This window comes from Nostoc sp., from assembly GCF_036917815.1.
GTDB lineage: Bacteria > Cyanobacteriota > Cyanobacteriia > Cyanobacteriales > Nostocaceae > Nostoc.
Genome location: NZ_JBALEK010000062.1, coordinates 1 through 21,013, shown reverse-complemented (window position 1 = coordinate 21,013; position 21,013 = coordinate 1). Strand labels below are relative to the sequence as shown.

Genomic DNA, 21,013 nt, shown 5'->3' with positions numbered 1-21,013 from the left:
GTGATTGACTTTTTTGCACAAGCACTGCTGGCTAATTCTAATAATTATCTGTCTCGCCCATCTCTGCTTCCTAAATATTAGACCTGAATCCTTACATCGAACCTATCCAAGACTGGTAATTTTTATGCGTGATATGTTGCGACTTAAGTCAGATGATATTTAGTTAAAAACCATTATAAATCAATACAGTTCAGATAAGCCCAAAACACTTGTAGAGACGGCGATTTATCGCGTCTCGAAAACCAAAAATTGTTGCCAGTAGCCCTTAACCCAAGCGTATTGCATTATAAATAAGGGACTTCCAAATAAAAAAACATCCCAAATTTTTTGTGGGATGGGTGTCCCCACCCGTCCCAGATTTAGAGCGCTCATGTTACCCACTCCACAAAATGGATAATTTATTTCTTGTCAGTCCCTAAGTACTAGCGTTTTCGTTTTTTTTAGTGCAGCAATCCTATTTGATTTGCTCTCCACAGACAGGCGCAGATCCCCGACTTCTTCAAAAATTCGGGGATATTTCTGTTCATAACTGATTTAGGATTATTACTTTAACAGCATCACAGCCATTTTCTCTCCACCTTCAGGAGTATATCGCATTAATAAATCCAGACATGAGATATTACTTAAGTCATAATTCAACTAGTTACTTTTATCACTAGTGTATAGCTGTTTTAAATCATATCCTTATAAACATGAGACATCAACCAGATTAAGGTTTACTGAACTTTAATCATGCAGTTTACCAAAGGAGATTTAGTCATGAATATCAAACAAATTCTTGCTGGTGCAGTGCTTCTTTTACCATTTGCTGTTACTTCTATTCCTTCGCAAGCCTCAGCATCACAGGTTATTTTTAATCCCCATAGTCCTAATAGACCTGCTCAAATAATAGCACAAAAGCCATCACCACCTAGGCGTTATACACCACCAGCGAAAAAGAAAGTGTTGGTTCCTGGACATTGGGAAAAAACAAATCATGGGCGCAAGTGGGTTGCCGCTCATTATGTATACAAGTAAAAACGCCTAAAACCACAAGCAATTGTTATATAAGAAGCGAAATCTTCTTATCATCTCCCTACTTCTAGTAGGGAGAGTGTCAAATGCAAGGCAAATAAAAACTTTTTACTCAAGATTAGAGAGATACTCATGAAATTGGCATCATTGACAAATGTTTTGGTTGCAGGTGCGATCGCTCTCGGTGCAACTGCAACCATCAATCAGCCAAGTCAAGCTGAAAGTCCGCGAGGATTTTATTGTGACACATCAGGAAACAAACCTGTAACTGTGTACACAAATCCTAGAGGTGTTTCTGAGCCTTGGATTCGCTGGACTTCTAATTACTTCAAAGATGCTGGCTACAATAAACTGACGCGTTGCCAAGACGTGAGCCACCGCTTGGAAACTTACCGCCGCAACAGAGAACTGAAGTTTATTACTGTCGGCAAAATGAATGGACAAAATGTGGTTTGCACCGCAAATCAAGTTAGTGGACGCTGTGAAAACTTGATATTGACCCTCAAACCCAATGAAGATGGCGTGCAAGCGCTAAATAATCTCCTGGCTTGGCACCAACCCCTAAGTAAAAGCAATAGAACACCTTACGTTGATTTGAGAGAACATCTAGGGATTCCCAAAGAATAAATACAGCTATAGGAATCATATTTGATTTCTGAAAAAATCTCGGTAGCAAAAAAATGTAGGTTGGGTGGAGGCTTTGCGTAACCCAACATCCTGATGATATATGTTGGGTTGCGCTCCGCTCCACCCAACCTACCTACGTCTAATGCACTATTTTAGTCTAGACAGTCCACTACGTGTATTTCAAAAATCAAATACTAGTCCTATATTTCCAGGTAAGTCAACTTAACATGAAAAGGGCGGTTATAAACCGTGTCTACACGAGGCAAAACCCACGGAGGTGGGTTTTAAACACTCAATTTTTCTTTAGTCCGCGGAGGCGGACTTTGTTTGTGTAGCCGCGAATTCCATTCGCCCTGGCTGGCTTTCATTTGACACGCACAAGCAATGCTTGTGTCCCTACCACAGATAGTTTTTCCTGTGCTAAATTTGAACTGGGATAGTCAAAAAGTTACAAAGCTATAGTTTAGGTTCCATAAGCCTAACTGGTGCGCCAAACTTTTGTATAAGCGTATATCGCCGAGTACTTTAAACTATATTGCTTGATTAGCTCAGTTGGTAGAGCGATCGACTCATAATCGATGCGTCACAGGTTCGAGTCCTGTATCAAACCCCAGAAAGTTAGCTCACTGGTAGAGCAATCGACTCATAATCGATGTGTTGTAGGTTCGATTCCTATACTTTCCACCAACCCTGTCCGGGTTAAAAGACAATACCCTTCCAAGGTAGCCAATATGGTACGGATCTTAACAGATTCGAGACCCCTCCTTTTCTCAACTCTGCGGTGCAAGTGTTCTGCTGTCGGTCATCACTCGTAAGGTTGATGTTCGGTAGCCACAGTTAAGGAGCAAGCGCAACTGCATTTTTCCCTAACTTGAGTATGTCCCTTCGTTTCCTACATCTAGTTTTCCTTCAAGATTCTAGATTGGCAATCGAACGGCATATTTGAACGCGGTTCTTTTTCTAAATTGCTATTGAGCAGTTGAAGAAAAGTAACAGCAATCTTAATCCAGCTTTGGAGAAGCTTTTGCCCACACCTAAACTGTAAACACTTGCAGTTGCAGAGTAAAAAAATCTTTTGTATTATGTACAGCAAAAATCTCAGCACTAGCCCATTAGCGACTGAAAGCAATCTAGAAAGGTTGCAGACTGATAATTTAGCACTTTTGCGATCGCATGGTTTAGCTGAATATAATACTCCCGAAGAAATAGCCTTTGCAATGGGCATAGGCTTAGAAAAACTACGCTTTTTGACATCTAGCCGTTCTCAATCCCAAATTACACATTACCTCCGCTTCAAAGTTTCCAAAAAAACAGGTGGAGAAAGAATTATTTCTGCACCAAAACCCAATCTTAAGGCTGCTCAAAGATGGATTTTAGAGAATATTTTAGAAAAATTAGAAGTTCATAATGCAGCACATGGGTTTTGTAAAAATCGTTCGATAGTCACCAATGCTAAACCCCATGTTGGTGCAAATGTAATAGTCAATCTTGATTTACAGGATTTTTTTCAGTCAATTTCCTATAAACGCGTCAAAGAATTATTTTGCGAGTTTGGTTATTCAGAACCTACGACAACAATTTTCGGGTTGATTTGTACAACTGCTGAAATAGAAGTAGATAAGCAAATTAACTATATCGCTTCAGAAAATCGCCACTTACCTCAAGGTTCGCCAGCAAGTCCTGCCATTTCAAATCTAATTTGTCGTTATCTCGATAGTCGTCTCGCTACAATGGCTGACAATCTGGGGTTTTGTTATACGCGTTACGCTGACGATTTAACATTTTCTGCTTCTGAAAATGCATCGCCCAGAATCTCTAATTTAATTAAAAATACTAAATTCATTATTACTAGTGAAGGCTTTACTGTTAATCCTGAGAAAACAAAAATTTCAAGTAAATCGGTGCAACAGCAGGTAACAGGTATTATTGTAAATACGCAATTAAATATATCTAAAAAGACATTAAAAGCTTTTCGTGCAACTCTATATCAAATTGAACAAGAAGGTTTATCAGGCAAACAGTGGGGGAGTTCAACTAATTTAATTGCCGCAATTACCGGGTTTGCAAATTATGTAGCAATGATTAACCCCAACAAAGGCGCAGAACTGCGATCGCGCGTAGAACGCATCAAGCAGAAATATGAATGTAAAGAATAGCAAGGTTTTACCCCACCCTAACCCTCCCCGTATGTATTGGGGAGGGAACTAGATTTCTTTTTTCCCACCTTTCCAAGGGGGGATTAAGGGGGGTAATTTGACTTGTGTGTACACCGTAGCCCACTCCTGAGAGGCTTTGATTCTTGCTCCCCAACGCTAGTAGGGAAGGGCTTAGGTTTCAGAGAAAGTTGCATACAGCGTTTAGATATCCTATTCCAGCAATTTCCCCCTTCCTACTTTTTTCCTGTGCTAGATTTGAACCGGAATAGTAATAAAGTCATAAAGCTGTAGTTTGGGTTCTCTTTACCCGACTGGTGCGCCAACCTCTGGTGATAGCGTATACCGCCTATTGATTTCAACTATTTCCCCATGAAAGTTAGCTCATTTGGTAGAGCGATCGGTGTATCGCCGATTGGTTGTAGGTTCGATTCCTATACTTTCGGGCAAAAACCCTCGCCCTGGGTACGGGCACCTTGTTAGGGACAAGGTAGCCGTGAGGCTACACAAATGTATTGGGTATTGAAAAAGACCCAATCAAAAAAACTTCTTGTTTTTTCTACTCTGTCATGCAGGTGTTCATAACAGTAAAAGAGCTAGCGCAACTGTATCTCTCCCTAACTTGAGTATGTCCCTTCGTTTCCTACATCTAGTTTCCTTTGGGATTCTAGATTGACAAAGCGAACGGCATATTTGAGCGTGGTTCTTTTATAAATTGCCATTGAGTAGTTTAGAAAAAGTAACAGCAATCTTAATCCAGCTTTGGAGAAGCTTTTGCCCGCACCGGAACTGTAAAAACCTGCACTGGCAGAGTAAATAAATATTTTGTAGTATATAGTAGTACAAGAAGCTAAAACCAATCCTTTAGCCTTTGTCTACTTCAGTACTTGATCTGTGAGACATAGGTGGTATTTGAGTTCAAGCAAGGTTATAAATGTTTTTATCAAATCTTCTTAACTGGTTGCGATCGCTACGCCCAATCCAGGCATCCCATAGCTTACCTAAAATATCAAGTAAATTCTTTATGCAAATCACTATGTGGCAAACATTTTATATCAAACTTAACGAAATCGGCATCTTATATCACCGCGGCGACTTTAAGAAAATTTTGCAGCCGGGTACACATACATATTTTGGTCGGCATTGGCAAGTCAAAATTTATGACCTCAATCAGCCACAAGCTCAGATTGAAAATCTAGAACTGTTGTTGCGAAGTCATGAAGCCGAACTGCAAGAACATTTATTGATTATCAGAACTGCATTCAACCAAGCTGCTTTAGTCCGTTGTGGTCAGAATTGGGTAAGTGTTGCACCAAATAAATTACTAGCTTTTTGGCGTGGTTTTATTGAGGTAGAATCTTATCTCTTCAACTTAGAAGAAAGCTGGGAATTGCCTAGTTCCTTTGTGCAGCAATTGCGCTCAGTTACCTTGAATGGACTGAAGAAGTTGCAAATCTCCGAGTATGAGATTGGTTTGCTTTATCTGCAAAATAATTTTGTGCGACCTCTAGAACCAGGAGAATATGCTTTTTGGTCGGTAGATAGAGATGTTACTGTCAGAACTCTCAGCCGGATTATCCCTAACCCAGACTTTCCCCTGGAAGATGTACTCATTGAAAAACATCCCGACTTTATTGCTGCTTACTGTCAAACCGTGCAATTACTGACTTCGCAAGTTGCAATTGTGCGATACCGAGGTAAAGTGATTTCTATTTTGCCACCCACCAGCCGCAAACTATTTTGGCAGGGTGTTGAAGTGGAAATTCTCGATATCAGCACTGATGCTCAGTTACAGCCTGCTTTAGTGGCTGAGTTGGTTGAAGGTTCAACAGAAGTGAAATTGCTCAGTCGTAACTGTTTGCATATTTGCCAAGTTCCCGCCCAGCACGTTGGACTAGTATACATTAATCAGGAGTTTCAAGGACAGCGATCGCCAGGAGTACACGCTTGGTGGTTATTTGGACGCTCTTTTCAAACCGAAACCATTGACTTGAGACTACAAAATATGGAAGTATCCGGTCAAGACATCCTCTCTAAAGATAAAGTACCTCTGCGGTTAAATTTGACCGCAGGCTTCCGCATCCAAGACCCATTGAGAGCAAAAAACGGGTTATCAGATATTTCTGGTTTCTTATACAAAGAATTACAATTTGCTTTGCGTGGTGCTGTTGGCGAACGCAACTTAGATGGTTTATTAGAAGATAAAGGTGCAATTGATCGAAGTATCTCTGAATACATTCGCCAAAAAGCCGCAGACTATGGAATTGAAGTAGATTCTGTAGGGGTCAAAGATATTATTTTACCTGGTGAGATTAAGGCTATCTTGAGCAAAGTAGTGGAGGCAGAAAAAACCGCTCAAGCCAACGTAGTCAGACGTAGAGAAGAAACTGCTGCTACCCGCAGTATGCTAAACACTGCCAGAGTGATGGAGGATAACCCCGTGGCATTGCGTCTGAAGGAACTCGAAGTATTAGAGCGCATTGCAGAGAAGATCGATCGGATTCAAGTTAACGGTAGTTTAGATAGTATTTTAACAGACTTGATTAGTATTAATCGACAGTGATTTGGTTATTGAAGCTTAAGTGTTGGGTTAGGTTGCGTATTGGTAAATTGAATTGTAAGCAAAGGTTTGCGATCGCGCCTAATCCAACCTGTAAAAGTTGCTTGTCTCTGGTTGCGTGAAACCTTAAAGTAGAAATATATAGATAGACACAGTGACTTTTTGTAAAGTTTGGGCTAATCATATATATACACCCTAAAATTTAGAACTATACTAACTTGACTAGTCAATTCTCTAGGAACATTCATCTGTGGTCAGCCTAGCAAGTGTCTCCAATACCGTGTCCAATGTAGAAAGTGATGATTTAGGTGAAATTGACAACCTTGATAGGCAACTGCATCAGCGCTTCCAGAATAAATTTTTGGTTCATCCTTCATTGACGCGACCTATAGTTAGTTTTCAAGCTAATAAAACTAGACCTATCTATAGGTGGTATAAATATAAAGAAGCTTTTTCTGCATCTCTTATAGAATATTTATTGCAACAATATAAAATTACTAAAGGCAAAGTTTTAGACCCATTTGCAGGCAGTGGAACTGCGCTATTTGCTGCTAGTAAAACTGGGATTGATGCTGACGGCATTGAATTACTGCCCATTGGTCAACAAATAATTAATGCTAAAAAACTTTTAGATTATGAATTGACTCCTGAAGATTTCGAGAGGATAAAAGATTGGTCGAAGTTACAGCTTTGGAAGCAGTGCGATCTGAAAAAAGACTTGCCAGAATTGAGAATCACAAAAGGAGCTTATCCTGAACTAACTAGAAATGCAATTGAGCAATATGTTGAAGCTTGTAAAGGAGAAAATCATAGAGTCCAAGCAGTTTTCAACTTTGTCTTACTGTGCATCTTAGAATCCATAAGTTATACACGTAAAGATGGACAGTACCTCCGTTGGGATTATCGTTCCGGTCGTGGACAGAGCAAAAAACCTTTCAATAAAGGCGAAATTCTAGAGTTCGATAATGCGATCGCCAATAAAATAAGTGAAATTATTGATGATTTACTACCTTCTACACAACAAATTGAGCTTTTCCCAATTAAAAATTCTCAAGGTCAAATTCATCTTTTTAGAGGATCTTGTCTTGAGATTATGCCGCGCCTAGCCAATGGCGGATATGATGCAATTATCACATCTCCACCCTATTGCAATCGATACGACTATACTCGCACCTATGCACTAGAACTAGCTCTACTTGGTATTTCTGAAAAGGAGTTAATTAACCTTCGTCAGGAAATGCTAAGTTGTACAGTTGAAAATCGCCCCAAAGACTTATTGACAATCAACTCAGACTGGAAAACAGCCTTAAATATTGCTGATTCACAGAATTTGTTGCAGTCTATCTTGAAATATCTAGATAATGAAAAAGCAAAGGGTGTATTGAATAACAATGGCATACTAAGAATGATCAGAGGATATTTTTATGAGATGGCGTGTGTAATACAAGAATGTTTTCGTGTTCTTAAACCAGGGGCACTTTTATTCATGGTTAACGACAATGTTCGCTATGCAGGTGCAAGCATTTCAGTAGATATGATTCTCTCTGATTTCGCCGAACAGCTAGGTTTTGTTATTGAAAATATCCTGGTTTTGCCAAGTGATAAAGGTAACAGTAGCCAGCAAATGGGAAATCATGGACGCGACCCATTACGAAAGTGCGTTTATGTGTGGAAAAAGCCATAACTCAAATTACTATGTGTTCCTATCGTAATCATCTTCAATCCATTGATGATCTGATAAAAACTTATGAAGCAATTCGTGCAGGTTTTGTGGCTCTTGCACTGGAGAAAAATCGACGTGCTACGCCATTCGTTGCAGAAGCAAGGGCGCTTAAAGAAGCTGCTGCTCAAGCTGAGAATCCTATTGAATTACTAAAGATTAAGGGCATTGAAATGGGACTGTTAACTGCGGCAGGCTTATCTGATAAATCTCTAGCACACCTAATGTCAGAAGATAAGATAGAAGCTATAAATGGTTTAATCAAAAACTTTCTTGAACCAGCAGGTGCAAATTTTCCAGAGGAATTGGTTTTTAGATTTTTGTTAACTCGTGGTGATACACTTGGTGGATCAATGCGAAATGTTGGAGGCGCATTGGCACAAAGAAAGCTGACTCGTGCAATTCTCTCCACTCTCACGATCACAGGTACGAGATACCACTGGCAACACTCAAAGAGTAAAAAGTGGATAGCCATGACAAATAATGACTCAGAAATTGAGTTATCTTTACGAGGAATAAGCTGGGAAAGCGAGATTGGTAATCGCACACTAATTTATAACCTGACTGTCCCACTAGTTAGAAGTAATGTGGATCTATGTTTGTTTAATCTAGCCCCAGCAGAGTTAGCAGCCAACAAATCTAGCGCCATTGAACCATCTGTAGTTGCACCATACGTTATCGCCCTTGGTGAACTGAAAGGAGGTATAGATCCCGCAGGCGCAGATGAGCATTGGAAAACTGCACAAGCAGCACTAAATCGTATACGTGAAGCATTTTCTAGAGTAGGGCATTCACCTCTTACTTTCTTCGTAGGATCAGCGATCGCCAAAAGAATGGCAGGCGAAATCTGGAATCAATTGGAAAATGGCACTCTTAGTAATGCTGCTAACCTCAACCAAGAGAACCAAGTCGCATCTATTTCTCGTTGGTTGTGCAGTCTATAAAAGCGTACCTGAGTATGTTGATTGTGTTTCCGCATCATGCGTAGGCGAACGCGAAGAGCGTCTCGTAGAGAAGCCCGTCGCAGACATCGCTATGACAGACTACTTTTTGTGCATTTCACAGATAATCTTTAAATGTTGTCGAGTTAGGGTGGATTTTCCAGGTTATCGGGTAGAACAGGCTTTTCCAAGCAGTTGAAAGATGAATTAATCAAGAAATATGGCTGTAAGTGCTTTATCTATTTGGAGGAAGTTGATAAGCGCGAATTGCAAATCGATCGCCGCGTTCCTTAAAATATATACTTGATAGATAAACTCTAATTATGCCGATTCAATGGCATGGGGTAACAGCAATGTCAATTGATGAAGTTGAAAACCAGCAAAATAATGATCTAGTTCAAACCGCTACAGACTTAGTAGAGAAGCTAGTAAAGGCAAAAGACAAGAAAAAATATAAAAAATCCAAACGTATTTTTGATGGTAGCACAGAAGCTTTTGCTAAGAAAATTCCCAAAAAGACTTTTGAAACTGAACTAGAGCAACTCCAGATTGAGCTAGTCAAAATGCAATACTGGATTAAGCACGTCGGCTATCGGGTTGTCGTCATATTTGAAGGGCGCGATGCTGCCGGCAAAGGAGGAGTAATTAAACGCATTGCCGATCCACTCAATCCTCGTGGCTGTCGTGTAGTGGCTTTGGGAACCCCCTCCGATCGCGAGAAAACTCAGTGGTACTTTCAGCGTTACGTGCAACATCTGCCCACAGCAGGCGAAATAGTCCTCTTCGATCGCAGTTGGTACAATCGAGCCGGAGTTGAACGGGTGATGGGTTTTTGTACTGAAGCAGAATATCAAGAATTCATGCAATCTTGCCCGGAATTTGAACGAATGCTGGTGCGATCGGGCATTGTTTTAATCAAGTACTGGTTCTCTGTCAGCGATGAAGAACAAGAGGAACGCTTTCTTTCTCGCAGTCACGATCCAGCAAGGCGCTGGAAACTCAGCCCAATGGATTTGGAATCACGCGATCGCTGGGTAGAATATTCCAAAGCCAAAGATACCATGTTTGCTTACACAAATATTCCTGAAGCCCCTTGGTTTACCATTGAAGCGGATGATAAAAAACGGGCGCGGCTCAACTGCATTCATCATTTGTTGAGCAAAGTTCCTTACGAAGATATGACACCTCCTCCCTTAGAGCTTCCGTCTAGACCTGTGGCTGAGGATTATCTTCGCGCCCCTCGCAATGAGCAGTTTTTTGTTCCTCAAGTCTATTAAGCAACCTGAGTCAAAACTATGGCGTACAGCGACTTTACTCTAGAAAAAGTTTCGACTATTTTGGGAATCACCACCCAAGAAGCCGATCTTTTTCCCAAGCTTGTACCTCTTTCTATTCCTTCGTGGTTAAATGAAACTTTAGGAAAGCGAACCCAATTAGCTCTGATTAGTGAAAAGGCTCGGAGCGAATTTATTATTGTACCGATTTTACTTGCCTGTCGGGATCTGAGCCAAGATAGTTTGGCTATTTTCTCTGGACAAAGACTTGACGTTGATCCTGCACAGGGCTTGATTGGGGAATGTGATTTTATTTTAGCAATGGCTCCACCTTTACCACCGTTGCGTAGCCCAATTATCACTGTTGTAGAAGCGAAGAAAAATGATGTTGAAGCTGGGTTAGGACAATCAACGGCTTCTCCCAATCCATTGACAAGAGTATTATTGATTTTACGAAACTCCATGATACTTGCACAATCATGCTTAATGCCAGAGCGCCATTTTATTTGTGATTGCTTATCATATAGCTTTTGTAGTTTTTCAAATGTGACTACATCTCGGACAAGTATATTATTCCAATAACCTATGCGATAGGAATCAGAACTTTCAAGGCTGCTGAATACATCACAAAAATAGTTTTGTGAATTTGATTCAAAGTTACAAAACAATAAACAAGCTTCAACAGTAGCATCAAAATAGTGTTTGGCATCTATTTTATAATAGACATCTCCAGAAAATAAAAAAGACCCCTCTCCAAACCTCTCCCTGAAAGGTCGAGAGGCTTTAAAACCCCCCTTCCCTCGTAGGGAAGGGGGGAAGGGGTGTTAGGTCTGGGTGCAAATTTGTGGTATCTAAATCTTTTTCGGAGATGTCTAATGGAAGTTATTGGTGTTTTAATTGAAAACTACGAAACTGAACACATTCCTGAGTTAGAGGCGATCGCTTAACTTCACCCAGTTATGAATATACAGTGGCGTGTTGTCGAACTGGGGCGATCGCACTATCTCGTAAATTAGTTTTATTAAGACGCAATCATCGGGATTTCAGTAAAGTAGCCGGATTGTTAATAGAGGATTGGATGGTTTAATGCGACACCGAACAGCCCGTCGCAGACATCGCCTAGTTTATTGTCGAGTGAGGGCGACTCCGAATAGCCCGTCGCAGACATCGCTACCTCAAATGACCTATGTAGTCACATTACAGTTTTCATATTAATTGTCAGAATTCGATAAAATAAGTATATGAAGTTTGAATGGGATCAGCAAAAGAATGAGGTTAACATTGTAAAACATGAACTGGATTTTGCGGATGCGTATCGGATTTTCAGACTACCACTTCGGATTTCTCTGGATAACCGTCAAGATTATGGAGAAGATCGATTAATTGGGCTGGGAATGCTTGATGGACGCATTGTAGTTGTAGTTTTCACAGAACTAGACGAAGAAACAATCCGAATTATCTCACTTCGTAAAGCTTTACCTTATGAACGAAAACACTATGAACAATACCTCAAAAACGAACTGGGAGAAATTTGATTCGCTCACAGAAGAAGAAATTGATACATCCGATATTCCTCCTTTAACTGAGGAGTTTTTTAGCAACTCTCGATGGTGGAAGCCTGTTGCGTCGTTGAATGTTCTTGTTCAGATAGAACCTGAAACATTGGCTTGGTTCCAGTCTCAGGGTGAAGATTATGAAAAAAGAATGGCCGCAGCACTGCGAATCTATGCAGAAGCTCACCAAATGGGGCAAAAGTAAAAACTTACTAGTACATCACGGCGGAAATAGACCTACCATCCTAAATGGGTAAAAAGCTTGCGGTATAAGTATTCTTTCTTTTTACTTTTTACTTTTTACTTTTGCCTTGTTGTACTAGATAAACGCGATGTCTACGACGGGCTGCGCCTACGCACCATTTAATCTAAAAAATCGTCATTGAAAATAGTCTTTTATTTTACAGTTATTCTTTGATCAAAATGCAAGCAAAATCTAAAAACTAGACTGCATAAGAGTTATAATCTCTAAAGAATAAAAACAGATTGTTACTATATAACCCTGCAACTTGGATTTAGGCTAGAAATAGGCTCTTTATTCTCCCGCCGCTAAAAAAGCTTACATTATATAATGTTGAGGAGCGTTGGCGTAGCCCGCCGAAGACATCGCTCTTAACCTTGTTCTTATAAATCCTCTGGCATAATCACAGAAATTAGTTGATTACGATTCTTTCGATAAATTCTAAAATCGCTATCAAATGTTAGCAACTCACTTTCAGGATAGAGTTGTGTCATTCTCACCAAACACGCATCTGCTAAGGACATTGGAACTGACTGATATTGTCGCAGCAATTCTTTAATCACTGCTACTTCTTCACTTAAGCACATCGAAATTAATATCTTTCCTTCGTCCAGTAAAGACATTACCGTATCCTGACCACCGTAGATATTTCGCAACAAAAAACAAGTCTCTACAATCACAGCCTCACAAGTAAAGGCTACTCAATTGTAGCTAAGGTGTTAATTACCCAGGTATGAAGATGCTCTCTGCGATTAATAAAGGCTACTAATGGACCTGTATCGATGATGACTCGCTGCTTCATTCAGTTCCTAAACCTTCAAGATATTGTTTGTTCGTCGCCAAATCACCGGGGCCACCATCAACACAACCAGCAAATTGTTGAGCTGCTTCCAAAAATGAAATAGGCTCAATTTGTTCAATCTTTGTATGATTTTGTCCTAGCTGACTTTGCAGAAACTCAATAAAATCTAAGACCTCTTGTTGCTTCTCTGGCGGCAGCGATCGCATTTTTTCAGTGGCAGCTTGTATAATACTCAAGAGAACCTCCAGACGTTATTCATTCGTCTTTTCTGCATCCAATTGCTTCAGTCTAGCAGGCTAACACTTTGTAGATCAAATGGACAAAAGATCCTTCCTGGTGTATACGCAAGTCTCTTGCAGAAGAAACAGTTCTTCAGATAGGCATGATTACGCACTATCTCGTAAATTAGTTTTATTCACGCGCAACCATCGGGATTTGGGCAAAGTACCTGGATTGTTAATAGAGGATTGGACGGTTTAATGCGACACCGAACAGCCCGTCGTAGACATCGCCTAGTTTATTGTCGAGTGAGGGCGCTCGCAGTTATAAAATCCCTAAATATACAGTTTTTTTTTATGGGGTCAGAGTGATAAGAGTTAAACTTAATAGTAAGATTTAAGGTATTTGCTTGAGGATATCAGCAATGACGGCGAAAGAGCAACTTCTTCGGGAAATTGAGCAAGCACCAGAGGAACTGATTGAGGCAATTTTGAACCTTTTGCAGTCTGTAAAGGCGCAATCTAACTTGCAGTCTTCTCATCAAGATAGTATTCAGAAAGCAGATAGCACCCAAGTAATAGCTTCTCCTCTTGAAGCAGATAACTCCTTACAAAATCTCTTCAACGAGTTCGAGCAATTTGCTCAGAGTATTCCTTCTGAAGAACTGGTTAACTTGCACACAGATAGCGCAGAGCAGCACGACCAGTATCTCTACGGAACTCCTAAAACATCAGCATGAATCCTGTTTTCGTAGACACGTTTTACTGGATAGCGCTTGCTAACCCACGAGATGCATGGCACGTCCGCACTCAAGAAATACACAAATCGCTGATGCAAACAAAACTGATTACAACCGATGAGGTGCTGACTGAGTTTGTAAATTATTTCTCAACTGCTGGTAGATACACCCGAAGCGGAATATATCAACTAGCACAAAGCATTCTGCAAAATGATCGGGTTCAAGTTATTCCACAAACACGCGAATCCTTTCTAGCTGGTCTAGCTCTTTATTCTGAACGCTTCGATAAAGGCTATAGTTTGACAGATTGCATTTCTATGCAAACTATGCGCCAACTAAAGATCATAGAGGTACTGACACACGATAAACACTTCACCCAAGAAGGCTTTGCGATCTTGTTGTCTGATTGAGTGTCGCAAGTAAGCAAAACGTTATTTAACTAGCGATGTCTACGACGGGCTTCTCTACGAGACGCCTACGCAACAATAGTCTACTTCTTTTACTGCGATGTCTACGACGGGCTATTCAGCGTCGCACTATCTCGTAAATTAGTTTTATTAACGCGCAATCACTGGGATTTGGGCAAAGTACCCGGATTGTTAATAGAGATAGTAACAGTTTAATACGGTAGGTTAGCCCATAATAATGATCGCCTATACTTGCTCATAAGAAACTTTGTAACTACAATGTATGTATGAGTGAGATAGAATTTGAGTGGAATCTCTCCAAGGCTAAAAGCAATGGGCGTAAGCATGGTGTATCATTTGAAGAGGCTCAAACTGTCTTTTCTGACGAAAATGCGCGTTTAATTTACGATCCAGAGCATTCAGTTGAGGAAGATCGGTTTCTTCTGCTGGGTATGAGTGATGAGTTTCGATTGTTAGTGGTATCTCATCTGTATAAAGATAGCGATCGCCTAATTCGTATTATCTCTGCTCGTACAGCTACAAGACACGAACGTAAGCAATATGAGGAGTTTTTGCCATGAAAGATGAATATGATTTTTCTGAGTCTGTTCGTAATCCCTATGTGAAAAATCTGAAAAAGCAAATTACAATCCGCTTAGAAGAAGATGTGATTGAATACTTTAAGTCTCTTGCAGAAGAAACAGACATTCCCTATCAAACTTTAATTAATCTCTACTTACAGGATTGTGCCAAGTCTAAGCGTAAACCTTCTCTCGACTGGGCATAATGTCTAAATAGTTTAGTGAAGTTGAGCAAAAGCATGGATGTGCGGATGAAAGCGTTGGCGCAGCCCGCCTTCGGCATCGCACTATCCCGTCAATTAGTTTTATTAACGCGCAATCATCGGGATTTGGGCAAAGTAGTTGGGTTGTTAATTGAGGATTGGATAGTTTAATGCGACACCGAATAGCCCGTCGTAGACATCGCCTAGTTTATTGTCGAGTGAGAGCGTAGGCGAAGCCCGTCGCAGACATCGCTATTATTAAGACATCAGGGGTTTTTAGATGTTAACGCCTTTAGAATACGATCAAGGAAAATGGAAGGAATAATGCAAAGTTTCAACCTAAATCAAACCATCACTGCTTGGTCATCCATTGCCGAAAACGTCTTTGTTCCTCACACAGAAGAGGAATATGAACGCTTGGTTGAGATCCTTGACTGTCTCATCGATCAAGTTGGTGAAGATGAGACGCATCCAGTCGCGTCTCTAATGGAAGTTATCGGTGTTTTAATTGAAAACTACGAAACTGAACATATTCCTGAGTTAGAGGCGATCGCTTAACTTCACCCAGTTATGAATATACAGTGGCGTGTTGTCGAGTTGGGGCGATCGCACTATCCCGTAAATTAGTTTTATTAACACGCAATCATCGGGATTTCAGCAAAGTACCCGGATTGTTAATTGAGAATTGGACGGCTTAATGCGACACCGAACAGCCCGTCGCAGACATCGCCTAGTTTATTGTCGAGTGAGGGCGATCGCAACAACACTCTACTTCTTTTACTGCGATGTCTACGATGGGTTATTCGGCATCACACTCTCTAGTAAATTAGTTTTATTAACGCGCAATCATCGGGATTTCAGTAAAGTACCTGGATTGTTAATTCAGGATTAGATGGTTTAATGCGACACCGAACAGCCCGTCGTAGACATCGCCTAGTTTATTGTCGAGTCAGGGCGACACCGAACAGCCCGTCGCAGACATCGCTAAAACGATCTACTTCTTGTCTATCTCACAGATAATCCCTATCATGCGAGCGCAGTTGAACTTACTCTACGAAACTGAGTATTATTAAGCGCGATCGCCCGGAAAAATCCTGGATAACTACCCCAAATTAGGTAATTAGACGTAGAGTTTCAGCCTAATAACTATCGCACCATTTAATCTAAAAAATCTTCATTTTAAATAGTCTTTCACTTTACAGTTTTTCTTTAAGCAAAATGCAAACAAAATCTAAAAACGAGACTGCATAAGAGTTATATTGTCTGGAGCATCAAAAAAGATTATTATCGGATAGCCCTAAAACTCGCATTTAGGCTAGAAATAGACTCTTTTTTCTACCACCGCTAAAAAACCTTGCATTATATGATGTTGAGGAGCGTTGGCGCGTAGCCCGCCGGAGGCATCGCTAGGTTCGGAGTAATCCCAAGAGTGCATTTGACGGAAAGGAAGACCCATCTTTTGGAAGACGTACTTCTCTTTCACACCAGAAGCTACAAGGTCAGGCTTGAGGGCTTTGATAAATTCCTCGAATTCGTAAGCGGTAACGTCGTCATAAACGATGGTGCCGTTTTCGATGTAGCCAGCAGTACGTTTGTAGTCATCATTATGAGCGAACTCATAACCAGTACCTATCATCTTCATGCCCAAATCTTGGAAAGCTGGCACAACGTGGCGAGGACGTAGACCACCAACCATGATGGCAACAGTCTTACCATCCAAGCGGGGGCGATACTTCTCAAGAATCGTATCCATTGTGGGCTGATACTTGGCGATGACTTTCTCTGCGTTTGCTTGGATTGTCTCGTCAAACTTAGAAGCAATTTCCCGTAAAGATTCAGCAATCTTGGTGGGGCCGAAGAAATTATACTCAAGCCAGGGGATTCCATAAGCTTCTTCCATGTGACGGCTGATGTAGTTCATCGACCGGTAACAGTGGATGAGGTTCATCTTCACATTGGGGGTCATCAACATTTCGTTGATGGTGCCATCACCTGACCACTGAGCGACTACGCGCAAGCCGAGTTCTTCTAACAGGATGCGGCTAGCCCAAGCATCACCACCGATGTTGTAGTCACCAATGATGGCTACATCATAAGGAGTACCTTCAAACTGAAGTGTACCGTCTTTCTTAGCTTGATCGGATCTGGTGAAAACCCAGTCACGAACCATGTCGTTAGCAATGTGGTGTCCCAAAGATTGGGAAACACCCCGGAAGCCTTCGCAACGAACGGGTACAACTGGCTTGCCAATTTCTTTCGATGTCTTCCGAGCAACAGCTTCGATGTCATCCCCAATTAGACCGATGGGGCATTCAGATTGAATGGAAACACCACGGTTGAGGGGGAAAAGTACATCAAGTTCTTGGATGAGCTTGGTAAGTTTTTTGTCACCGCCGAAAACGATATCTCTTTCTTGGAAGTCGGAGGTGAAGTTCATCGTACCAAAGGAGTCAATACCTGTGGTGCCGATGTAGTAGTTACGACGACCAGACCAAGACCAGTAACCGCAACCTACAGGCCCGTGGCTGATGTGGATCATGTCCTTAATAGGACCCCAAACCACACCTTTAGAACCGGCGTAAGCACAACCACGAGCGGTCATTACCCCAGGCAGGGATTTGATGTTAGACTTAACGCCGCAATCGGACTTACCTTCTTCGTATACGTTTAAATGCTTTTCGCGCTTTTTAGCAGCTTTTTCAGGATAAGCACTGAGAACTTCTTTAATTAGCTCTTTTCTTTCTTCGATGATGTTTTTGTTTTCTGGAGGAGTCATACTTAGCCTCTGTGACTTGTAAGGATGGGGGCATAGGGGGACTAGGAGTCCCCTCTAAGGTTAGGGGGGAGATGCAAGGGAGAGGGTAAAAGGGAAGATATGAAACTCTTCCTCTTTCTTTGTGCTAAAGCGTTATTTCTTAGCAGCGAATTATACTACGGGAGCTTCAGCAGCACTCTTACCAACTAGCATTGCGGTATTTTCGTCGCTTTCGAGGATACCGAATTCAATCAACAATTCTTCTAGTTCTTCCATTTCGATGGGTGTAGGAATAGCTAGATTCTTGTTGTCGATAATTTTCTGAGCCAATGTCCGGTATTCGTTAGCTTGGTTGCTTTCTGGTGCGTACTCGTTAACAGTCATCCGGCGCAATTCTGCGTGTTGAACGATGTTGTCACGGGGTACGAAGTGAATCATTTGGGTGTTCAACCGTTTTGCCAAGGTTTCGATTAGTTCGATTTCCCGGTCAGTGTTACGGCTGTTACAAATCAAACCACCCAAACGCACACCGCCAGTGTGAGCATACTTAAGAACACCACGAGCAATGTTGTTAGCAGCATACATCGCCATCATTTCACCTGATGTGACGATGTAGATTTCTTGTGCCTTGCCTTCACGGATAGGCATTGCGAAACCACCGCACACAACGTCACCTAATACGTCGTAAGATACGAAATCTAGGTTTTGGTAAGCACCATTTTCTTCTAAGAAGTTGATGGCGGTGATAATACCACGACCGGCGCAACCTACACCGGGTTCTGGTCCACCAGATTCTACGCAACGAACGTCACGGAAACCGGTTAACATTACTTCTTCGAGTTCGATATCTTCTACTGCACCACGTTCTGCGGCGAGGTGAAGAACGGTTGTTTGAGCTTTGCTGTGCAGCATCAAACGGGTGGAGTCAGCTTTAGGGTCGCAACCGACGATGAGGATGCGTTGACCCATTTCTGCCATAGCTGCCAAGGTGTTTTGGGAGGTGGTAGATTTACCAATACCGCCCTTACCGTAGAAAGCTATCTGTCTAATCTTTTCTTCTGTCATTGTTCGTGTTTCCCTGCAATTGGTTGGTTGGTGGGTCTGTGCGTTTGTCAGTTGCGTTCACGCCAGTTGAGCGACAGTAGTGAGCGCGTGTAGAGCATCGTTGGTACAGTTGGCATAAATGCCTGCTGGGGGCGATCGCTCCACAGCTAAAATAATTGACAGTAAGTACATATATTTCCTGGCTAAATTTCTTTTCTTTTTGTCCTTTGTCCTTTGTCATTTGTTTTGACAAAGAACAAAGAAAATTACGCAATTTACAAATACGTCATAATGTGTTTCAGCTTGCAAGATTCAATAGGACTTGATGTTGTTATTTGTCAACAATCAATGCATAAGTCCTATTACTTGTTCAAAATAGCGCCTTTCATGTTTGTGACACGCTCTAGTGCAGCTTTGGTGTCTTCTGCTGACTCTCCACGCACAGCCATTGCTTCACCGAGATGCTTGGCGATCGCATCGAAGTGTGGTTGCTGTAGGTTCATTCCCGCGTGGGTTTTGTCCATTGGACGACCGGCGTATTGCTTTGGCCCCTCAAAAATTTGAGATAAGAAAGCAACAAGATGATTACGTTGCTTCGGCATATCTGTACCAGCAAAAATGGGATTGAGAAGGCTGTCTGTGGCAATGCGTTTGTGGAGTTCATCTACTATTTGTTCAATAGCTGGTTGTCCGCCAAGTTTGTCGTACAATGTACTCATATTCTGTTCCTTTGAAGCGAGTTGGATGATGAAATTCGCAAGTAGGCGCTTAATCTGTGGCCTATATGCTGTTAGCCGTCATAGTGGTAGGACTGAGACCAATTCGTAATTCGTAATACCTTGGGGGGAGCAATCCTTCGGGTGTCTACGTAATTCTTAAAAAAGATAAGTTAGATTTCAATCTGTATCTTTCTTTTGGCGAATTGGGATGAAGCATTGAGTGGAGATAATGATTAAATTCAAATCCTACTTTCTGTTCCTAGCTGAATGCATATTAGGGCGTATTTGTAGAATACGTTAAGTCCTACAGCAATTCCTAAACTGCTTCGACTACAAGGCTCTTGCTGACACGATCTTGTAATCTGGCTTCGATCGCAATTTTCAGAGTTGCTGTACTACTAGAACAGGAACCGCAAGCACCTTGCAGTACAACTTTAACGCGATCGCCTTCGACATCATAGAGTTCTACATCTCCCCCGTCTGCAATGAGTACGGGTCTGACTTCTTCATCAAGAACCTTTTGAATTAGAGCAATCTTTTGAACGTTAGTTAGCGCTCGTTCCTTAGATGTAACAATTTCTGTGGCAACTTTTACGCCGTAATTGTTGAGAGCAGGTGAGGCGTATTCCTGTTGAACTGATCTTATTATATCATCGATGTTCGCCAGACAGGAACCGCATCCGCCACCAGCTTTTACATAATTTGTTACTTGTTCGGCATCCGTAAGATGATTTTCTAGAATGACGCGACGAATTTTAGACTCGCTGATGCCAAAGCAACTGCAAACTAATGCACCTTCATCATCATCATCGTGGGTAGCTAGAGGTATGCCACGATAATTGTAGATAGCGGCTTCTAGGGCTTCTTGTCCCATGACAGAGCAATGCATCTTTGCTTCTGGTAAACCACCGAGGTAATCTGCAATGTCTTTATTGGACACTTTCAGAGCTTCATCTAAGGTTAAACCTTTGATCATTTCGGTTAATGCACTAGAAGATGCGATCGCACTAGTACAACCAAAGGTTTGAAAGCGAGCATCTAGAATCTTATCAGATTCTACTTCTACTTTCAGGTGCAATCTCAGAGCATCGCCGCAAGCAATGCTACCGATTTCGCCCGTTGCAACCCTAACCCCAACTTCGTCCGTTTCTTCGATTGCTCCCTGATTTTTGGGATCGTAAAACAGTTCTAATACTTTATCGGTGTAGTCCCACATATTTAGTGCTGAGTAATGAGTGGTGAGTGCTGAGTGGGGAGTGGGCAGTAGGGAGTGGGGAGTGGGCAGTAGGGAGTGGGGAGTGGGCAGTAGGGAGTAGTAAATTCTCTATTCCCTATTCCCTATTCTCTATTCTCTATTCTCTATTCTCTATTCCCTATTCCCTATTCCCTATTCCCTATTCCCTATTCCCTATTCCCTATTCCCTATTCCCTATTCCCTATTCCCTATTCCCTATTCCCTAT

Annotated in this window: 24 protein-coding genes and 3 tRNA genes; 21 read left to right on the top strand and 6 right to left on the bottom strand. The window is 41.5% G+C overall.

Annotation, left to right across the window (positions count from 1 at the left end):
• Positions 1–732 precede the first annotated feature (732 nt).
• The 14 genes from V7K97_RS19645 to V7K97_RS19580 all read left to right on the top strand — a co-directional run bounded on the left by V7K97_RS19645 (position 733) and on the right by V7K97_RS19580 (position 12,047).
• On the top strand, positions 733–1,017 hold the full coding sequence (locus V7K97_RS19645; RefSeq protein WP_334802680.1) for a hypothetical protein: 285 nt from the start codon (positions 733–735) through the stop codon (positions 1,015–1,017).
• 129 nt (positions 1,018–1,146) lie between these two features.
• Positions 1,147–1,641, top strand: a complete 495-nt coding sequence (locus V7K97_RS19640; protein WP_334802679.1) for a COP23 domain-containing protein — start codon at positions 1,147–1,149, stop codon at positions 1,639–1,641.
• Between the two features lie 537 nt (positions 1,642–2,178).
• Positions 2,179–2,254, top strand: a tRNA-Met gene (locus V7K97_RS19635).
• Positions 2,254–2,328, top strand: a tRNA-Met gene (locus V7K97_RS19630). The genes V7K97_RS19635 and V7K97_RS19630 overlap by 1 nt, the downstream gene beginning before the upstream one ends.
• 395 nt (positions 2,329–2,723) lie before the next feature.
• On the top strand, positions 2,724–3,797 hold the full coding sequence (locus tag V7K97_RS19625; RefSeq protein ID WP_334802678.1) for a reverse transcriptase family protein: 1,074 nt from the start codon (positions 2,724–2,726) through the stop codon (positions 3,795–3,797).
• A gap of 370 nt (positions 3,798–4,167) precedes the next feature.
• Positions 4,168–4,240 (top strand) — tRNA-Ile (locus V7K97_RS19620).
• Between the two features lie 590 nt (positions 4,241–4,830).
• Positions 4,831–6,357: a slipin family protein gene (locus V7K97_RS19615; RefSeq protein ID WP_334802681.1), complete on the top strand. Its 1,527-nt coding sequence runs from the start codon at positions 4,831–4,833 to the stop codon at positions 6,355–6,357.
• Positions 6,358–6,604: 247 nt separating this feature from the next.
• Positions 6,605–8,038, top strand: coding sequence for a DNA methyltransferase (locus tag V7K97_RS19610; RefSeq protein ID WP_334802677.1), 1,434 nt, complete (start codon positions 6,605–6,607; stop codon positions 8,036–8,038).
• A gap of 11 nt (positions 8,039–8,049) precedes the next feature.
• Complete coding sequence (locus V7K97_RS19605; RefSeq protein ID WP_334802676.1) at positions 8,050–9,018, top strand: type II restriction endonuclease; 969 nt, start codon at positions 8,050–8,052, stop codon at positions 9,016–9,018.
• A 320-nt stretch (positions 9,019–9,338) separates the two neighbouring features.
• Complete coding sequence (gene ppk2 / locus V7K97_RS19600) at positions 9,339–10,292, top strand: polyphosphate kinase 2 (RefSeq protein WP_334802675.1); 954 nt, start codon at positions 9,339–9,341, stop codon at positions 10,290–10,292.
• 18 nt (positions 10,293–10,310) lie between these two features.
• Positions 10,311–10,871 carry a hypothetical protein gene (locus V7K97_RS19595; RefSeq protein WP_334802674.1) on the top strand — a complete coding sequence of 187 codons (561 nt, stop codon included), beginning with the start codon at positions 10,311–10,313 and terminating at the stop codon, positions 10,869–10,871.
• A 239-nt stretch (positions 10,872–11,110) separates the two neighbouring features.
• A complete protein-coding gene (locus V7K97_RS19590; protein ID WP_334802673.1) occupies positions 11,111–11,236 on the top strand; it encodes a hypothetical protein in 126 nt (41 codons plus the stop codon).
• 294 nt (positions 11,237–11,530) lie between these two features.
• Positions 11,531–11,824 carry a BrnT family toxin gene (locus V7K97_RS19585; RefSeq protein ID WP_334802672.1) on the top strand — a complete coding sequence of 98 codons (294 nt, stop codon included), beginning with the start codon at positions 11,531–11,533 and terminating at the stop codon, positions 11,822–11,824.
• Entirely contained in the window at positions 11,787–12,047 is a 261-nt protein-coding gene (locus tag V7K97_RS19580; RefSeq protein WP_334802671.1) for a BrnA antitoxin family protein, read from the top strand. The genes V7K97_RS19585 and V7K97_RS19580 overlap by 38 nt, the downstream gene beginning before the upstream one ends.
• A 419-nt stretch (positions 12,048–12,466) precedes the next feature.
• Here V7K97_RS19580 and V7K97_RS19575 read toward each other — a convergent pair whose 3' ends face one another.
• Together V7K97_RS19575 and V7K97_RS19570 are read right to left on the bottom strand one after the other, a co-directional pair.
• A complete protein-coding gene (locus V7K97_RS19575) occupies positions 12,467–12,706 on the bottom strand; it encodes a hypothetical protein (RefSeq protein ID WP_334802670.1) in 240 nt (79 codons plus the stop codon).
• A 175-nt stretch (positions 12,707–12,881) separates the two neighbouring features.
• Positions 12,882–13,121, bottom strand: coding sequence for a DUF2281 domain-containing protein (locus V7K97_RS19570; RefSeq protein WP_334802669.1), 240 nt, complete (start codon positions 13,119–13,121; stop codon positions 12,882–12,884).
• A gap of 407 nt (positions 13,122–13,528) precedes the next feature.
• Here V7K97_RS19570 and V7K97_RS19565 point away from each other — a divergent pair, with 407 nt between their 5' ends.
• From V7K97_RS19565 to V7K97_RS19535, 7 genes are all read left to right on the top strand, one after another.
• A complete protein-coding gene (locus V7K97_RS19565; protein WP_334802668.1) occupies positions 13,529–13,843 on the top strand; it encodes a hypothetical protein in 315 nt (104 codons plus the stop codon).
• Positions 13,840–14,253 carry a type II toxin-antitoxin system VapC family toxin gene (locus tag V7K97_RS19560; RefSeq protein ID WP_334802667.1) on the top strand — a complete coding sequence of 138 codons (414 nt, stop codon included), beginning with the start codon at positions 13,840–13,842 and terminating at the stop codon, positions 14,251–14,253. Before V7K97_RS19565 ends, V7K97_RS19560 begins: the two co-directional genes overlap by 4 nt.
• 284 nt (positions 14,254–14,537) lie before the next feature.
• A complete protein-coding gene (locus V7K97_RS19555) occupies positions 14,538–14,831 on the top strand; it encodes a BrnT family toxin (RefSeq protein ID WP_334802666.1) in 294 nt (97 codons plus the stop codon).
• Complete coding sequence (locus V7K97_RS19550) at positions 14,828–15,037, top strand: BrnA antitoxin family protein (RefSeq protein WP_181928133.1); 210 nt, start codon at positions 14,828–14,830, stop codon at positions 15,035–15,037. Before V7K97_RS19555 ends, V7K97_RS19550 begins: the two co-directional genes overlap by 4 nt.
• Before the next feature lie 15 nt (positions 15,038–15,052).
• Positions 15,053–15,205: a hypothetical protein gene (locus tag V7K97_RS19545; protein ID WP_334802665.1), complete on the top strand. Its 153-nt coding sequence runs from the start codon at positions 15,053–15,055 to the stop codon at positions 15,203–15,205.
• A gap of 153 nt (positions 15,206–15,358) precedes the next feature.
• Positions 15,359–15,592 carry a hypothetical protein gene (locus tag V7K97_RS19540; RefSeq protein WP_334802664.1) on the top strand — a complete coding sequence of 78 codons (234 nt, stop codon included), beginning with the start codon at positions 15,359–15,361 and terminating at the stop codon, positions 15,590–15,592.
• Between the two features lie 139 nt (positions 15,593–15,731).
• Positions 15,732–15,926 carry a hypothetical protein gene (locus tag V7K97_RS19535; RefSeq protein ID WP_334802663.1) on the top strand — a complete coding sequence of 65 codons (195 nt, stop codon included), beginning with the start codon at positions 15,732–15,734 and terminating at the stop codon, positions 15,924–15,926.
• Positions 15,927–16,349: 423 nt separating this feature from the next.
• Here V7K97_RS19535 and nifD read toward each other — a convergent pair whose 3' ends face one another.
• The 4 genes from nifD to nifU all read right to left on the bottom strand — a co-directional run bounded on the left by nifD (position 16,350) and on the right by nifU (position 20,768).
• Positions 16,350–17,810 carry a nitrogenase molybdenum-iron protein alpha chain gene (gene nifD, locus V7K97_RS19530; RefSeq protein ID WP_334802662.1) on the bottom strand — a complete coding sequence of 487 codons (1,461 nt, stop codon included), beginning with the start codon at positions 17,808–17,810 and terminating at the stop codon, positions 16,350–16,352.
• A gap of 150 nt (positions 17,811–17,960) precedes the next feature.
• Complete coding sequence (gene nifH, locus V7K97_RS19525) at positions 17,961–18,854, bottom strand: nitrogenase iron protein (RefSeq protein WP_292793127.1); 894 nt, start codon at positions 18,852–18,854, stop codon at positions 17,961–17,963.
• 341 nt (positions 18,855–19,195) lie between these two features.
• Positions 19,196–19,552 (bottom strand): globin domain-containing protein, encoded by a 357-nt coding sequence (locus V7K97_RS19520; RefSeq protein ID WP_292767405.1) that lies wholly within the window; start codon positions 19,550–19,552, stop codon positions 19,196–19,198.
• 316 nt (positions 19,553–19,868) lie between these two features.
• The gene (nifU, locus tag V7K97_RS19515) at positions 19,869–20,768 is read right to left on the bottom strand and encodes a Fe-S cluster assembly protein NifU (RefSeq protein ID WP_334802661.1); all 900 of its coding nucleotides are present in this window, start codon (positions 20,766–20,768) and stop codon (positions 19,869–19,871) included.
• Positions 20,769–21,013 lie beyond the last annotated feature (245 nt).

Excerpts from the sequence above, each read along its gene's own strand:
- V7K97_RS19645 (WP_334802680.1), top strand. The coding sequence starts at position 733 with ATGCAGTTTACCAAAGGAGATTTAGTCATGAATATCAAACAAATTCTT.
- V7K97_RS19640 (WP_334802679.1), top strand. The coding sequence starts at position 1,147 with ATGAAATTGGCATCATTGACAAATGTTTTGGTTGCAGGTGCGATCGCT.
- V7K97_RS19625 (WP_334802678.1), top strand. The coding sequence starts at position 2,724 with ATGTACAGCAAAAATCTCAGCACTAGCCCATTAGCGACTGAAAGCAAT.
- V7K97_RS19615 (WP_334802681.1), top strand. The coding sequence starts at position 4,831 with ATGTGGCAAACATTTTATATCAAACTTAACGAAATCGGCATCTTATAT.
- V7K97_RS19605 (WP_334802676.1), top strand. The coding sequence starts at position 8,050 with ATGTGTTCCTATCGTAATCATCTTCAATCCATTGATGATCTGATAAAA.
- ppk2 (WP_334802675.1), top strand. The coding sequence starts at position 9,339 with ATGCCGATTCAATGGCATGGGGTAACAGCAATGTCAATTGATGAAGTT.
- V7K97_RS19595 (WP_334802674.1), top strand. The coding sequence starts at position 10,311 with ATGGCGTACAGCGACTTTACTCTAGAAAAAGTTTCGACTATTTTGGGA.
- V7K97_RS19585 (WP_334802672.1), top strand. The coding sequence starts at position 11,531 with ATGAAGTTTGAATGGGATCAGCAAAAGAATGAGGTTAACATTGTAAAA.
- V7K97_RS19580 (WP_334802671.1), top strand. The coding sequence starts at position 11,787 with ATGAACAATACCTCAAAAACGAACTGGGAGAAATTTGATTCGCTCACA.
- V7K97_RS19575 (WP_334802670.1), bottom strand. The coding sequence starts at position 12,706 with ATGTCTTTACTGGACGAAGGAAAGATATTAATTTCGATGTGCTTAAGT.
- V7K97_RS19565 (WP_334802668.1), top strand. The coding sequence starts at position 13,529 with ATGACGGCGAAAGAGCAACTTCTTCGGGAAATTGAGCAAGCACCAGAG.
- V7K97_RS19560 (WP_334802667.1), top strand. The coding sequence starts at position 13,840 with ATGAATCCTGTTTTCGTAGACACGTTTTACTGGATAGCGCTTGCTAAC.
- V7K97_RS19555 (WP_334802666.1), top strand. The coding sequence starts at position 14,538 with ATGAGTGAGATAGAATTTGAGTGGAATCTCTCCAAGGCTAAAAGCAAT.
- V7K97_RS19550 (WP_181928133.1), top strand. The coding sequence starts at position 14,828 with ATGAAAGATGAATATGATTTTTCTGAGTCTGTTCGTAATCCCTATGTG.
- V7K97_RS19540 (WP_334802664.1), top strand. The coding sequence starts at position 15,359 with ATGCAAAGTTTCAACCTAAATCAAACCATCACTGCTTGGTCATCCATT.
- V7K97_RS19535 (WP_334802663.1), top strand. The coding sequence starts at position 15,732 with ATGCGACACCGAACAGCCCGTCGCAGACATCGCCTAGTTTATTGTCGA.
- nifD (WP_334802662.1), bottom strand. The coding sequence starts at position 17,810 with ATGACTCCTCCAGAAAACAAAAACATCATCGAAGAAAGAAAAGAGCTA.
- nifH (WP_292793127.1), bottom strand. The coding sequence starts at position 18,854 with ATGACAGAAGAAAAGATTAGACAGATAGCTTTCTACGGTAAGGGCGGT.
- V7K97_RS19520 (WP_292767405.1), bottom strand. The coding sequence starts at position 19,552 with ATGAGTACATTGTACGACAAACTTGGCGGACAACCAGCTATTGAACAA.
- nifU (WP_334802661.1), bottom strand. The coding sequence starts at position 20,768 with ATGTGGGACTACACCGATAAAGTATTAGAACTGTTTTACGATCCCAAA.